This is a genomic window from Streptomyces sp. GB4-14 (assembly GCF_022696125.1).
GTDB classification, from domain to species: Bacteria; Actinomycetota; Actinomycetes; order Streptomycetales; family Streptomycetaceae; genus Streptomyces; species Streptomyces werraensis.
This window is the reverse complement of the sequence record NZ_RZHO01000002.1, coordinates 2,512,136-2,527,141: the sequence shown is the minus strand read 5'-3', so window position 1 is coordinate 2,527,141 and position 15,006 is coordinate 2,512,136. Positions and strand designations below refer to the sequence as shown.

10 protein-coding genes and 1 tRNA gene are annotated in these 15,006 nt (G+C 67.3%); 10 read left to right on the top strand and 1 reads right to left on the bottom strand.

Features of this window, described 5'->3' with window-relative positions:
• Window positions 1-65: 65 nt before the first annotated feature.
• Entirely contained in the window at window positions 66-1,292 is a 1,227-nt protein-coding gene (locus tag ELQ39_RS12580) for a pyridoxal phosphate-dependent aminotransferase (protein WP_225627265.1), read from the bottom strand.
• Between the two features lie 284 nt (window positions 1,293-1,576).
• Here ELQ39_RS12580 and ELQ39_RS12575 point away from each other — a divergent pair.
• From ELQ39_RS12575 to ELQ39_RS12530, 10 genes are all read left to right on the top strand, one after another.
• A tRNA-Trp gene (locus tag ELQ39_RS12575) sits at window positions 1,577-1,649 on the top strand.
• 108 nt (window positions 1,650-1,757) lie between these two features.
• Window positions 1,758-2,027: a preprotein translocase subunit SecE gene (gene secE / locus ELQ39_RS12570; protein ID WP_190004980.1), complete on the top strand. Its 270-nt coding sequence runs from the start codon at window positions 1,758-1,760 to the stop codon at window positions 2,025-2,027.
• Between the two features lie 80 nt (window positions 2,028-2,107).
• On the top strand, window positions 2,108-2,938 hold the full coding sequence (gene nusG, locus ELQ39_RS12565; protein WP_190004979.1) for a transcription termination/antitermination protein NusG: 831 nt from the start codon (window positions 2,108-2,110) through the stop codon (window positions 2,936-2,938).
• Between the two features lie 177 nt (window positions 2,939-3,115).
• A complete protein-coding gene (rplK, locus tag ELQ39_RS12560; RefSeq protein ID WP_019525223.1) occupies window positions 3,116-3,550 on the top strand; it encodes a 50S ribosomal protein L11 in 435 nt (144 codons plus the stop codon).
• An 83-nt stretch (window positions 3,551-3,633) separates the two neighbouring features.
• Complete coding sequence (rplA, locus tag ELQ39_RS12555) at window positions 3,634-4,359, top strand: 50S ribosomal protein L1 (RefSeq protein WP_019525222.1); 726 nt, start codon at window positions 3,634-3,636, stop codon at window positions 4,357-4,359.
• Between the two features lie 168 nt (window positions 4,360-4,527).
• Window positions 4,528-5,466 carry a hypothetical protein gene (locus ELQ39_RS12550; RefSeq protein WP_190004978.1) on the top strand — a complete coding sequence of 313 codons (939 nt, stop codon included), beginning with the start codon at window positions 4,528-4,530 and terminating at the stop codon, window positions 5,464-5,466.
• Window positions 5,467-5,803: 337 nt separating this feature from the next.
• Window positions 5,804-6,334: a 50S ribosomal protein L10 gene (gene rplJ / locus ELQ39_RS12545; protein ID WP_006130602.1), complete on the top strand. Its 531-nt coding sequence runs from the start codon at window positions 5,804-5,806 to the stop codon at window positions 6,332-6,334.
• 114 nt (window positions 6,335-6,448) lie between these two features.
• Window positions 6,449-6,838 carry a 50S ribosomal protein L7/L12 gene (gene rplL, locus ELQ39_RS12540; RefSeq protein WP_190004977.1) on the top strand — a complete coding sequence of 130 codons (390 nt, stop codon included), beginning with the start codon at window positions 6,449-6,451 and terminating at the stop codon, window positions 6,836-6,838.
• Window positions 6,839-7,419: 581 nt separating this feature from the next.
• On the top strand, window positions 7,420-10,905 hold the full coding sequence (rpoB, locus tag ELQ39_RS12535) for a DNA-directed RNA polymerase subunit beta (protein WP_190004976.1): 3,486 nt from the start codon (window positions 7,420-7,422) through the stop codon (window positions 10,903-10,905).
• Between the two features lie 95 nt (window positions 10,906-11,000).
• Entirely contained in the window at window positions 11,001-14,912 is a 3,912-nt protein-coding gene (locus ELQ39_RS12530) for a DNA-directed RNA polymerase subunit beta' (protein WP_242591921.1), read from the top strand.
• Window positions 14,913-15,006: the final 94 nt, after the last annotated feature.

The window sequence follows — 15,006 nt, the reverse complement described above, 5'->3', positions numbered from 1 at the left end:
TCGCACAGACGAACGGGGGCGCCCAGGACAGTCCTGGGCGCCCCCGGAGCGGAGCGGAAGGGACGTCAGTCCCGCGCCTCCGCCAGCAGCTTCTGGATGCGGCTCACGCCCTCGACGAGGTCCTCGTCGCCCAGCGCGTAGGACAGCCGCAGATAGCCCGGTGTGCCGAACGCCTCACCGGGGACCACCGCGACCTCGGCCTCCTCCAGGATCAGCGCGGCCAGCTCGACCGTGTTCTGCGGGCGCCTGCCGCGGATCTCCTTGCCGACCAGCGCCTTGACCGACGGGTAGGCGTAGAACGCGCCCTCGGGCTCGGGGCAGACCACGCCGTCGATCTCGTTGAGCATCCGCACGATGGTCTTGCGCCGGCGGTCGAACGCCTCACGCATCGCCGCGACCGCGTCCAGGTCTCCGGAGACGGCGGCGAGGGCGGCGGCCTGCGCGACGTTCGACACGTTCGACGTGGCGTGCGACTGGAGGTTGGTCGCGGCCTTCACGACGTCCTTCGGGCCGATGACCCACCCGACCCGCCAGCCGGTCATGGCGTACGTCTTGGCGACGCCGTTGACCACGATGCACTTGTCGGCCAGCTCCGGCACGACCACCGGCAGGGAGTGGAACTCGGCGTCCCCGTAGACCAGGTGCTCGTAGATCTCGTCCGTGAGGACCCACAGGCCCTTCTCGGCGGCCCAGCGGCCGACCTCCTCGATCTGCTCGCGGCTGTAGACGGCGCCGGTCGGGTTGGAGGGCGAGACGAACAGCAGAACCTTGGTGTTCTCCGTGCGGGCCGCCTCCAGCTGCTCCACGCTCACCCGGTAACCGGTGGTCTCGTCGGCGACGACCTCGACCGGGACACCGCCCGCCAGCCGGATCGACTCGGGGTACGTCGTCCAGTACGGCGCCGGGACGATGACCTCGTCGCCCGGGTCGAGAATCGCGGCGAAGGCCTCGTAGATGGCCTGCTTGCCGCCGTTGGTGACCAGGATCTGGGCCGGGTCGACCTCGTAGCCGGAGTCGCGCAGCGTCTTGGCGGCGATCGCCTGCTTCAGCTCCGGCAGGCCGCCGGCCGGGGTGTACCGGTGGTACTTCGGGTTCTTGCAGGCCTCGATCGCGGCCTCGACGATGTAGTCCGGCGTCGGGAAGTCGGGCTCACCGGCGCCGAAGCCGATCACCGGTCGCCCGGCGGCCTTGAGGGCCTTGGCCTTGGCGTCCACGGCGAGGGTGGCGGACTCGGAGATCGCGCCGACTCGGGCGGAGACCCGGCGCTCGGTGGGAGGGGTTGCAGCGCTCATGAGGCCCATCGTTCCAGACACGAAACACACTCGGCACAGCGGTTTCACGGACTGAACAACACCGGGCAAAAGCTGGAACACCAGTCCGCATCGCGCGTCCGCGGGCCGCGTGGCCAGGACGATCACCGGCCTTCCCGTGGCCGGTGCGCCCCCTCCCAGGCACTTTCTGTTCGACGCCCGGCCCAGGAACACGTACACTCTCACCTCGTTGGCCTTCAGCGGTCCGCGCTCAGCCGGTGCACACCAAGCATCCGGCCGGATGCGGTACGTTGGGGGACGCACAAAGGGTCGTAGCTCAATTGGTAGAGCACTGGTCTCCAAAACCAGCGGTTGGGGGTTCAAGTCCCTCCGGCCCTGCTACACACACCTTCGCCAGGATGTGTGCGCATGTACGTACAGCAATGCACCGCCGTGCGGCTCAGACCGGGCGCGGCACGGCCACGACCCGGAATCAGGTGAGGACGAGTGACGGACGCCGTGGGCTCCATCGACATGCCTGATGCCCAGGAGCAGAAGCCCCGCAAGGGCGGCAAGCGTGCCAAGAAGGGCCCCCTGAAGCGTCTGGCGCTCTTCTACCGCCAGATCATCGCGGAACTCCGCAAGGTCGTCTGGCCCACTCGCAACCAGCTGACGTCGTACACGGCCGCGGTCATCGTCTTCGTGGTCCTGATGATCGGCCTGGTGACACTGATCGACTATGGCCTCAGCAACGCCGCCAAGTACGTCTTCGGCTGATCCCCGAGCGAAGAGCGCCGAGGTACCCGGCGCTCCTTTCGCATGTTCCACCCCTATGTATCCAGGAAGAAGCAGCCACCGTGTCTGACCCGAACGTGAACGACGCCGTCGAGCCTTACGGCGAAGGGGCCGAGTCCGCCGAGGACGCGCTCGCCGCCGTCGAGGGCGCGGACGTCGAGGACACCGAGGCCTCCGCCGAGGCCGAGGCTGCCGACACCACCGACGCCGAGGCCGCGGACGAGGAGTCCGCCGAGGCCGCGGAGGAAGAGGCCGAGGCCGAGCCGGAGGACGACCGCGACCCGGTCGAGAAGCTCCGCGAGGAACTGCGGTCCCTGCCCGGCGAGTGGTACGTCATCCACACCTACGCGGGCTACGAGAACCGCGTGAAGACCAACCTCGAGCAGCGCGCCGTCTCGCTCAACGTCGAGGACTACATCTTCCAGGCCGAGGTGCCGCAGGAAGAGGTCGTCCAGATCAAGAACGGCGACCGCAAGACGATCAAGCAGAACAAGCTCCCGGGCTACGTCCTGGTCCGTATGGACCTGACGAACGAGTCCTGGGGCGTCGTCCGCAACACCCCGGGTGTCACCGGCTTCGTGGGCAACGCCTACGACCCGTACCCGCTGACGCTGGACGAGATCGTCAAGATGCTCGCCCCGGAGGCCGAGGAGAAGGCTGCCCGCGAGGCCGCCGAGGCCGAGGGCAAGCCGGCTCCGCAGCGCAAGGTCGAGGTCCAGGTGCTGGACTTCGAGGTCGGCGACTCGGTCACCGTCACCGACGGCCCGTTCGCCACGCTGCAGGCGACCATCAACGAGATCAACCCGGACTCCAAGAAGGTCAAGGGCCTGGTGGAGATCTTCGGCCGCGAGACGCCGGTCGAGCTCTCCTTCGACCAGATCCAGAAGAACTAGCCTTCTGGACCGGCTGATTCACAGCTTCCGCGCAGGTCAGGCGAACGCTCGCGCGTTTGTCTGACCTGCTCGGTTTTTGGCCGCGCATCCATACCCGTTATCGTTGTGCGGTATGCCTGCGTTCCGGAGCTTTCCGGGACCCGGGCAGGACCCGAATTCGAAAGGACCCGGAGAGCCATGCCTCCCAAGAAGAAGAAGGTCACGGGGCTCATCAAGCTCCAGATCCAGGCCGGTGCCGCGAACCCGGCCCCGCCGGTCGGCCCCGCGCTGGGTCAGCACGGCGTGAACATCATGGAGTTCTGCAAGGCCTACAACGCCGCGACCGAGTCGCAGCGCGGCTGGGTCATCCCGGTGGAGATCACGGTCTACGAGGACCGTTCCTTCACCTTCATCACGAAGACCCCGCCGGCCGCGAAGATGATCCTCAAGGCCGCGGGCGTGGAGAAGGGCTCCGGCGAGCCGCACAAGACCAAGGTCGCGAAGATCACCCGCGAGCAGGTCCGTGAGATCGCCACCACCAAGATGCCCGACCTCAACGCCAACGACCTGGACGCCGCCGAGAAGATCATCGCCGGCACCGCCCGTTCCATGGGCGTCACGGTCGAGGGCTGACCTCCACCCCCCGTAAGCCAACGCAGTAGTGGCAGGGCCTGCTCGGCCCGGACCACGACTCCTCGAACGCACAGGAGCTTTCAGTGAGCAAGCGCAGCAAGTCTCTCCGCGCTGCGGACGCCAAGATCGACCGGGAGAAGCTGTACGCCCCGCTCGAGGCCGTCCGTCTCGCCAAGGAGACGTCCACGACCAAGTTCGACGGCACCGTCGAGGTCGCCTTCCGTCTGGGTGTCGACCCGCGCAAGGCCGACCAGATGGTCCGTGGCACCGTGAACCTCCCGCACGGCACCGGTAAGACCGCCCGGGTCCTGGTCTTCGCGACCGGTGACCGTGCCGAGGCCGCGCGTGCCGCGGGCGCCGACATCGTCGGCGCCGACGAGCTGATCGACGAGGTGTCGAAGGGCCGTCTGGACTTCGACGCCGTCGTCGCCACCCCGGACCTCATGGGCAAGGTCGGTCGCCTCGGCCGCGTGCTCGGTCCCCGTGGTCTGATGCCGAACCCCAAGACCGGCACCGTGACCCCGGACGTCGCCAAGGCTGTCAACGACATCAAGGGCGGCAAGATCGAGTTCCGTGTCGACAAGCACGCGAACCTGCACTTCATCATCGGCAAGACGTCCTTCGACGACACCAAGCTGGTGGAGAACTACGGCGCGGCCCTGGAGGAGATCCTCCGTCTGAAGCCGTCCGCCGCCAAGGGCCGGTACATCAAGAAGGCCGCCCTCAGCACCACGATGGGCCCGGGCATCCCGCTCGACCCGAACCGCACCCGCAACCTCCTCGTCGAGGAGGACCCGGCCGCCGTCTGAGCCGGGTGAGCCGGCCGACGGCCGGACTCGCGCACGCGTGAAGAACCCGTCCTCGCGCCCAACTCGGGCGCGGGGACGGGTTTTTTCGTACGTCTGTGTCGGCGCGGTGGGTTACCGTTCACAGCAATCACACACGCAGCACAGAGAAACAATCAGGGGTGGGAAGTCATGGCCATGGCCGCATGGAAGCGCGCGGGTGTCAGTCTGACGGCCGCTGCGGTCGTCGTGGGCCTCGCGGGATGCCAGGACGGGGACGGGGGCGGCAAGAAGTCGGCGGACACGTCCGGCTCCGCGGCGCAGACGCAGAACGAGGCGGCCGAGGTCCTCCAGGCCGCCTTCGAGAAGACCTCGGAGGCCAAGTCCTCGAAGGTCCGGATGACGATGACCATGCCGGCCGGGCTCGAAGGCGGCGGCACCATGGAGATGTCCGGGGTCCAGGGGTGGGACCCGGCGGTCCTGGACGTCACCATGAAGGGGTCCGCCCTCACGGCGGGCGCCCCGGACGGCCCCCAGCAGACCCGCATGATCATGGTGGACGGCGTCATGTACATGGACATGGGCGCCGAGCAGGCCGCGCAGATGGACGGCAAGCGCTGGATGAAGATGGACTTCAAGGCCGTCGCCGACGCGTCCGGCGACCCGGAGGTCCAGAAGCAGATGGCCGGCGGCCTGGAGAACATGAACCAGGACCCGGCGCAGCAGCTCGCCCTGCTGCTGGGCTCGCCGAACCTGAAGCACGTGGGTCCGGAGAAGGTCGACGGCGTCCAGACCGAGCACTACAAGGGCACGCTCACCATCGAGGAGATGGTCGACGCCAACAAGGCGCTCGAGGGCATGTTCTCCGAGGCGGAGCGCGAGCAGCTCGTCGCCAACATGAAGAAGACGGGCCTGAAGGGCTACGACACCGAGGTCTGGGTCGACGAGGACGACTACCCGGCCAAGATGGTCGTCGGCATGACCACGGCCCAGGGCACGATGAAGATGACCGCCCACTACTCGGACTACGGCGCCAAGGCCGAGGTCCAGGCCCCGCCGGCCGGTGAGACCTTCGACTTCATGGAGCTGATGAAGGAGCTGGAGTCGCTGGGCGCCGGCTCCGCGGCCTAGCCCCCCGGCGGGGGCTCCCGGCGCCTCACGCCGTGCGCCGGGAGCCCCCGATCGGCCGATTTGCCTGACGCCGATACGGTCACGTACTCTTCCGGGGAAGCCAAAGACCGCTGGTCGTTGCCGTGCGCTCGTAAGAGGGTGCGGTGGCCGAAGGATCCGCTGAACTGCGGACGACCCGCGCAGGTGACAGTGGAAGAGTTCCCGGAAGGCCGCCGCCGCGAGGCGCGGAGACCCGGTCGAGCTTCGCCCCGTGCGCCTGCGCCCGGGGCGTTTCGTTTTCCCCAGTCCTCCTTCGGGTCCGCGCGGTCCGAATCACCCGGAAGGAGGCCGAGGCTCTATGGCGAGGCCCGACAAGGCTGCCGCGGTTGCCGAGCTGACGGACAAGTTCCGCAGCTCCAACGCCGCCGTGCTGACCGAGTACCGCGGTCTCACCGTGGCGCAGCTCAAGACGCTGCGTCGTTCGCTCGGTGAGAACGCCCAGTACGCCGTGGTGAAGAACACGCTGACCAAGATTGCGGCCAACGAGGCCGGGATCACGCTCGACGACCAGCTCTTCGCTGGCCCGACGGCGGTCGCCTTCGTCACCGGTGACCCGGTGGAGTCGGCGAAGGGTCTTCGTGACTTCGCCAAGGACAACCCGAATCTCGTCATCAAGGGCGGTGTCCTTGACGGCAAGGCGCTGTCCGCCGACGAGATCAAGAAGCTCGCGGACCTCGAGTCCCGCGAGGTGCTGCTCTCCAAGCTGGCCGGTGCCTTCAAGGCGAAGCAGTCCCAGGCTGCCTCCGTCTTCCAGGCGCTGCCGTCGAAGCTCGTCCGCACCGTGGACGCGCTCCGTGCCAAGCAGGACGAGCAGGGCGGTGCCGAGTAATTCGGCTCGCTTTCCGGCCCTCGCCGCATGAGGTGAGGGTCGATGCGGGCCCGAGTAACGCCCGCCTCACCCAGTACACCCGGCACCTGCCGATTTAGTGGAAGGACCGCCATCATGGCGAAGCTCACCCAGGACGAGCTGCTGGCCCAGTTCGAGGAGATGACCCTCATCGAGCTCTCCGAGTTCGTGAAGGCCTTCGAGGAGAAGTTCGACGTCACCGCCGCCGCGGCCGCCCCGGTCGTCGTCGCCGGTGGTGCCGCCGGTGGCGCCGCCGCCGAGGCCGTCGAGGAGAAGGACGAGTTCGACGTCGTCCTCACCGGCGCCGGCGACAAGAAGATCCAGGTCATCAAGGTCGTGCGCGAGCTGACCTCCCTGGGTCTGAAGGAGGCCAAGGACCTCGTCGACGGCACCCCGAAGCCGGTCCTCGAGAAGGTCAACAAGGAAGCCGCCGACAAGGCCAAGGAGGCCCTCGAGGGCGCCGGCGCCTCCGTCGAGGTCAAGTAAGACCTTCCGGGTCCGCAAGGGTCCGTCACGCGCCTTGAGAGGCGTGTAACGCTCAAGTGCCGAGGAGCGATCATCCATCCGGGTGGTCGCTCTTCGGCGTATCGGGGGGTCGGCGGTGACTGCCTTGCACCCGGGACGGCGGGGGGTATGGTGATCTTCGTTGTGCCTCCGAGGGGCCGCGGAGATGAGCCGGACGGCGGCGGTTCGGGCAAGGGGGGCCCTTGACGAACCGCACGCAGCGCGCAATTCTCAGGACGCGTCGTCACAAGGATCCGAATCCGAGGCATGGATCGACGGCAAAGAGGGCAGTATCACCGTGCGTTGAGGGCAGCGCCTTGCCGCAGGAGTTGATGACAACGAGGGCCTCCAACCGGTCTCGTACACCGCACTGGACATCAGTGTGCCAAGTGGCTACACTGACCCTTTGCGCTGCCTGTTAGCTGTCCCCTGCCCGTCACCAGGGGCATGCCCTCACTCGAGCATGGACGACCGGATCATTTCCGACCTGGAATGTCCGTCTCTGCGCCCAGTGGGGGGCCGGTACGCGCGTAGTGAGTCCGAGCCCTCGGAAGGACCCCCTCTTGGCCGCCTCGCGCAACGCCTCGACCGCGAATACGAACAACGGCGCCAGCACCGCCCCGCTGCGCATCTCCTTTGCAAAGATCAAGGAGCCCCTCGAGGTTCCGAACCTTCTCGCGCTGCAGACCGAGAGCTTTGACTGGCTGCTCGGGAACGACGCGTGGAAGGCTCGCGTCGAGGAGGCTCTCGAGAACGGGCACGACGTCCCCACCAAGTCCGGTCTGGAGGAGATCTTCGAAGAGATCTCCCCGATCGAGGACTTCTCCGGGTCGATGTCGCTGACCTTCCGCGACCACCGCTTCGAGCCGCCGAAGAACTCCATCGACGAGTGCAAGGAGCGCGACTTCACGTACGCCGCCCCGCTCTTCGTCACGGCCGAGTTCACCAACAACGAGACCGGCGAGATCAAGTCCCAGACCGTCTTCATGGGCGACTTCCCGCTCATGACGAACAAGGGCACCTTCGTCATCAACGGCACCGAGCGTGTCGTGGTGTCCCAGCTGGTGCGCTCGCCCGGCGTCTACTTCGACTCCTCCATCGACAAGACGTCCGACAAGGACATCTTCTCCGCCAAGATCATCCCGTCCCGGGGTGCCTGGCTGGAGATGGAGATCGACAAGCGCGACATGGTCGGTGTGCGCATCGACCGCAAGCGCAAGCAGTCCGTCACCGTCCTCCTGAAGGCGCTCGGCTGGACCACCGAGCAGATCCTCGAGGAGTTCGGCGAGTACGAGTCCATGCGCGCCACCCTGGAGAAGGACCACACCCAGGGCCAGGACGACGCGCTGCTCGACATCTACCGCAAGCTGCGTCCGGGCGAGCCCCCCACGCGTGAGGCCGCGCAGACGCTGCTCGAGAACCTCTACTTCAACCCCAAGCGCTACGACCTCGCCAAGGTCGGCCGCTACAAGGTGAACAAGAAGCTCGGCGGCGACCAGCCGCTCGACGCCGGCGTGCTCACCACCGACGACATCATCGCCACGATCAAGTACCTGGTGAAGCTGCACGCCGGTGAGACCGAGACGGTCGGCGAGTCGGGCCGGACGATCATCGTCGAGACCGACGACATCGACCACTTCGGCAACCGCCGCATCCGCAACGTCGGCGAGCTGATCCAGAACCAGGTCCGTACGGGTCTCGCCCGTATGGAGCGCGTCGTGCGTGAGCGCATGACCACCCAGGACGTCGAGGCGATCACGCCGCAGACCCTGATCAACATCCGGCCGGTCGTCGCCTCCATCAAGGAGTTCTTCGGCACCAGCCAGCTGTCCCAGTTCATGGACCAGAACAACCCGCTGTCGGGGCTGACGCACAAGCGTCGTCTGAACGCCCTCGGCCCGGGTGGTCTCTCCCGTGAGCGGGCCGGTTTCGAGGTCCGTGACGTGCACCCCTCGCACTACGGCCGCATGTGCCCGATCGAGACGCCCGAAGGCCCGAACATCGGTCTGATCGGTTCGCTCGCCTCCTACGGGCGGATCAACCCGTTCGGCTTCATCGAGACGCCGTACCGCAAGGTCGTCGACGGCCAGGTCACCGACGAGGTGGACTACCTGACCGCCGACGAGGAGGACCGCTTCGTCATCGCGCAGGCCAACGCGCCGCTCAACGACGACATGCGCTTCGCCGAGAGCCGCATCCTGGTCCGCCGCCGCGGCGGCGAGGTCGACTACGTCCCCGCCGACGAGGTCGACTACATGGACGTCTCGCCGCGCCAGATGGTGTCGGTCGCGACCGCCATGATCCCGTTCCTCGAGCACGACGACGCCAACCGTGCCCTCATGGGCGCGAACATGATGCGCCAGGCCGTGCCGCTCATCAAGTCCGAGGCCCCGCTCGTCGGCACCGGCATGGAGTACCGCTCCGCCGTCGACGCCGGCGACGTGGTCAAGGCGGAGAAGGCGGGTGTGGTCCAGGAGGTCTCCGCGGACTACATCACCACGGCCAACGACGACGGCACGTACATCACGTACCGCCTGGCCAAGTTCTCCCGCTCCAACCAGGGCACCTCGGTCAACCAGAAGGTCATCGTCTCCGAGGGCGACCGCGTCATCGAGGGCCAGGTCCTCGCCGACGGTCCGGCCACCCAGAACGGCGAGATGGCGCTCGGCAAGAACCTGCTGGTCGCGTTCATGCCGTGGGAGGGTCACAACTACGAGGACGCGATCATCCTGTCGCAGCGCCTCGTGCAGGACGACGTCCTCTCCTCGATCCACATCGAGGAGCACGAGGTCGACGCCCGTGACACCAAGCTCGGCCCCGAGGAGATCACCCGGGACATCCCGAACGTCTCCGAGGAGGTCCTCGCCGACCTCGACGAGCGCGGCATCATCCGCATCGGCGCCGAGGTCATCGCCGGTGACATCCTCGTCGGCAAGGTGACCCCGAAGGGTGAGACCGAGCTGACCCCCGAGGAGCGCCTGCTCCGCGCGATCTTCGGTGAGAAGGCCCGTGAGGTCCGTGACACCTCGCTGAAGGTGCCGCACGGCGAGACCGGCAAGGTCATCGGCGTCCGCGTCTTCGACCGCGAGGAGGGCGACGAGCTTCCCCCCGGTGTCAACCAGCTGGTGCGCGTCTACGTCGCGCAGAAGCGCAAGATCACCGACGGTGACAAGCTCGCCGGCCGTCACGGCAACAAGGGCGTCATCTCCAAGATCCTGCCCATCGAGGACATGCCGTTCCTCGAGGACGGGACCCCGGTCGACATCATCCTCAACCCGCTCGGTGTGCCGTCCCGAATGAACCCGGGACAGGTTCTGGAGATCCACCTCGGCTGGCTCGCCAGCCAGGGCTGGGACGTCTCCGGTCTCGCCGACGAGTGGGCGCAGCGCCTGCAGGCGATCGGCGCGGACCGCGTGGAGCCCCGTACCAACGTGGCCACCCCGGTCTTCGACGGCGCCCGCGAGGACGAGCTCGCCGGTCTGCTGGAGCACACCATCCCGAACCGCGACGGTGACCGCATGGTCCTGCCGTCCGGCAAGGCGCGGCTGTTCGACGGCCGTTCGGGTGAGCCGTTCCCGGACCCGATCTCGGTCGGCTACATGTACATCCTGAAGCTGCACCACCTGGTCGACGACAAGCTGCACGCCCGCTCGACCGGTCCGTACTCCATGATCACCCAGCAGCCGCTGGGCGGTAAGGCTCAGTTCGGTGGCCAGCGGTTCGGCGAGATGGAGGTGTGGGCACTCGAGGCGTACGGCGCCGCCTACGCGCTCCAGGAGCTGCTGACCATCAAGTCCGACGACGTCACCGGCCGCGTGAAGGTCTACGAGGCCATCGTCAAGGGCGAGAACATCCCCGAGCCCGGCATCCCCGAGTCCTTCAAGGTGCTCATCAAGGAGATGCAGTCCCTGTGCCTGAACGTGGAGGTGCTGTCCAGCGACGGTATGTCCATCGAGATGCGCGACACCGACGAGGACGTCTTCCGCGCTGCGGAGGAGCTCGGCATCGACCTGTCCCGGCGCGAGCCGAGCAGCGTCGAAGAGGTCTGACGGGAGTGGGGCGGCCCGGTGAACCCCGGGCCGCCCGCCCCAGGACCCCCGTATCAGACCCCAAGACTTACGACCCTGAGAGGGATTGACGCATAGTGCTCGACGTCAACTTCTTCGACGAGCTCCGGATCGGCCTGGCCACCGCTGACGACATCCGTCAGTGGAGCCACGGCGAGGTCAAGAAGCCCGAGACGATCAACTACCGCACGCTCAAGCCGGAAAAGGACGGGCTCTTCTGCGAGAAGATCTTCGGTCCGACCCGGGACTGGGAGTGCTACTGCGGCAAGTACAAGCGTGTCCGCTTCAAGGGCATCATCTGCGAGCGCTGCGGCGTCGAGGTCACTCGCGCCAAGGTGCGCCGTGAGCGGATGGGCCACATCGAGCTCGCCGCGCCCGTCACGCACATCTGGTACTTCAAGGGTGTCCCGAGCCGGCTGGGCTACCTGCTCGACCTGGCGCCGAAGGACCTCGAGAAGGTCATCTACTTCGCCGCGTACATGATCACGTACGTGGACGAGGAGCGCCGTACCCGCGACCTGCCGTCGCTGGAGGCCCACGTCTCCGTCGAGCGTCAGCAGATCGAGAACCGCCGCGACGCCGACCTGGAGGCCCGCGCCAAGAAGCTCGAGACCGACCTGGCCGAGCTCGAGGCCGAGGGCGCCAAGGCCGACGTGCGCCGCAAGGTGCGCGAGGGCGCCGAGCGTGAGATGAAGCAGCTGCGCGACCGTGCGCAGCGCGAGATCGACCGCCTCGACGAGGTGTGGAACCGGTTCAAGAACCTCAAGGTCCAGGACCTCGAGGGCGACGAGCTGCTCTACCGCGAGCTGCGTGACCGCTTCGGCACGTACTTCGACGGCTCGATGGGTGCCGCGGCGCTGCAGAAGCGCCTGGAGTCCTTCGACCTCGAGGAGGAGGCCGAGAAGCTCCGCGAGATCATCCGCACCGGCAAGGGCCAGAAGAAGACCCGCGCCCTGAAGCGGCTGAAGGTCGTCTCCGCGTTCCTGCAGACCTCCAACAGCCCCAAGGGCATGGTCCTGGACTGCGTCCCGGTCATCCCGCCGGACCTGCGTCCGATGGTGCAGCTGGACGGTGGCCGCTTCGCGACCTCCGACCTGAACGACCTGTACCGCCGTGTCATCAACCGCAACAACCGCCTGAAGCGGCTTCTCGACCTCGGCGCGCCCGAGATCATCGTGAACAACGAGAAGCGCATGCTCCAGGAGGCCGTCGACGCGCTCTTCGACAACGGCCGTCGTGGCCGCCCGGTCACGGGCCCCGGCAACCGTCCGCTGAAGTCGCTGTCCGACATGCTCAAGGGCAAGCAGGGCCGCTTCCGTCAGAACCTGCTCGGCAAGCGTGTGGACTACTCCGCGCGTTCCGTGATCGTCGTCGGTCCGCAGCTGAAGCTGCACCAGTGCGGTCTGCCGAAGGCGATGGCGCTGGAGCTCTTCAAGCCGTTCGTGATGAAGCGCCTGGTCGACCTGAACCACGCGCAGAACATCAAGTCGGCGAAGCGCATGGTCGAGCGCGGCCGCACGGTCGTGTACGACGTGCTGGAAGAGGTCATCGCGGAGCACCCGGTTCTGCTGAACCGTGCGCCCACGCTGCACCGCCTCGGCATCCAGGCCTTCGAGCCGCAGCTGGTCGAGGGCAAGGCCATCCAGATCCACCCGCTCGTCTGCACCGCGTTCAACGCGGACTTCGACGGTGACCAGATGGCCGTCCACCTGCCGCTCTCCGCGGAGGCGCAGGCCGAGGCCCGCATCCTGATGCTGTCCTCGAACAACATCCTCAAGCCGGCCGACGGCCGCCCGGTGACGATGCCGACCCAGGACATGGTCCTCGGTCTGTTCTTCCTCACCACCGACGGCGAGATGCGCGACCTCAAGGGCGAGGGCCGTTCCTTCGCCTCGGTCGCGGAGGCGATCATGGCCTTCGACGCGGGCGAGCTGTCGCTCCAGTCGAAGATCGACATCCGCTTCCCGGTCGGCACCATCCCGCCGCGCGGCTGGACCCCGCCGATCGACGAGGACGGCGAGGCCGAGGGAGCTGCCGAGTGGCAGCAGGGGGACCCGTTCCGCCTGACCACCACCCTGGGCCGGGCGCTCTTCAACGAGCTGCTGCCCGAGGACTACCCGTTCGTCGACTACGAGGTCGGCAAGAAGCAGCTCTCCGAGATCGTCAACGACCTCGCCGAGCGCTACCCCAAGGTCATCGTGGCGGCGACGCTCGACAACCTGAAGGCGGCCGGCTTCTACTGGGCGACCCGTTCCGGCGTCACCGTGGCCATCTCCGACGTCGTCGTTCCCGAGGCGAAGAAGGAGATCGTCAAGGGCTACGAGGCGCAGGACGAGAAGGTCCAGAAGCAGTACGAGCGCGGTCTGATCACCAAGGACGAGCGCACGCAGGAGCTCATCGCGATCTGGACCAAGGCGACCAACGAGGTCGCCGAGGCGATGAACGACAACTTCCCGAAGACCAACCCGATCTTCATGATGGTGAACTCGGGTGCACGAGGCAACATGATGCAGATGCGTCAGATCGCCGGTATGCGTGGTCTGGTGTCGAACGCGAAGAACGAGACGATCCCGCGTCCGATCAAGGCGTCGTTCCGTGAGGGCCTGTCCGTGCTGGAGTACTTCATCTCCACGCACGGTGCGCGTAAGGGTCTGGCGGACACCGCTCTGCGTACCGCCGACTCGGGTTACCTCACCCGTCGTCTGGTCGACGTCTCCCAGGACGTCATCATCCGCGAGGAGGACTGCGGCACCGACCGCGGTCTGCGCCTCAAGATCGCGAACCGCGACGCGGACGGCGTGCTGCGCAAGGCGGACGACGTCGAGACGTCCGTGTACGCGCGCTGCCTCGCCGAGGACATCGTGGTCGACGGCCAGGTGCTGGCCCCGGCCGGCACCGACCTGGGCGACGTCCTCATCGAGGAGCTCGTCTCGCGCGGCGTCGAGGAGGTCAAGACCCGCTCGGTCCTGACCTGCGAGTCCGCCGTCGGCACCTGTGCGATGTGCTACGGCCGTTCGCTGGCCACCGGCAAGCTGGTCGACATCGGTGAGGCGGTCGGCATCATCGCCGCCCAGTCCATCGGTGAGCCCGGCACCCAGCTGACGATGCGTACCTTCCACACCGGTGGTGTGGCCGGTGACGACATCACCCAGGGTCTGCCGCGTGTCGTCGAGCTCTTCGAGGCCCGTACCCCGAAGGGTGTCGCCCCGATCTCCGAGGCCTCCGGCCGCGTGCGGATCGAGGAGACGGAGAAGACGAAGAAGATCGTCGTCACCCCGGACGACGGCAGCGACGAGACGGCGTACCCGATCTCCAAGCGCGCCAAGGTCCTGGTCTCCGAGGGCGACCACGTCGAGGTGGGCCAGCAGCTCACCGTGGGTGCCACCAACCCGCACGACGTGCTGCGCATCCTGGGTCAGCGTGCCGTCCAGGTCCACCTGGTCGGCGAGGTCCAGAAGGTCTACAACTCGCAGGGCGTGTCGATCCACGACAAGCACATCGAGATCATCATCCGGCAGATGCTGCGCCGCGTGACGATCATCGAGTCCGGCGACGCCGAGCTGCTGCCCGGCGAGCTGGTCGAGCGGTCGAAGTTCGAGACCGAGAACCGTCGTGTGGTCCAGGAGGGCGGTCACCCGGCCTCCGGCCGGCCGCAGCTCATGGGCATCACCAAGGCCTCGCTGGCCACGGAGTCCTGGCTGTCGGCGGCGTCCTTCCAGGAGACGACGCGAGTCCTCACGGACGCGGCGATCAACGCCAAGTCCGACTCGCTCATCGGCCTCAAGGAGAACGTCATCATCGGTAAGCTCATCCCGGCCGGTACGGGTCTGTCCCGCTACCGCAACATCCGGGTCGAGCCGACCGAGGAGGCCAAGGCCGCGATGTACTCGGCCGTCGGCTACGACGACATCGACTACTCGCCGTTCGGCACCGGCTCCGGCCAGGCCGTTCCGCTGGAGGACTACGACTACGGTCCGTACAACCAGTAAGCGGGTCGCCTGAGCCGAAGGGCGGTCACTCCGTACGGGGTGGCCGCCCTTCGGCGTGGGTGCCCGCCGGTGCGTCTGTGGAACCGCACGCCCG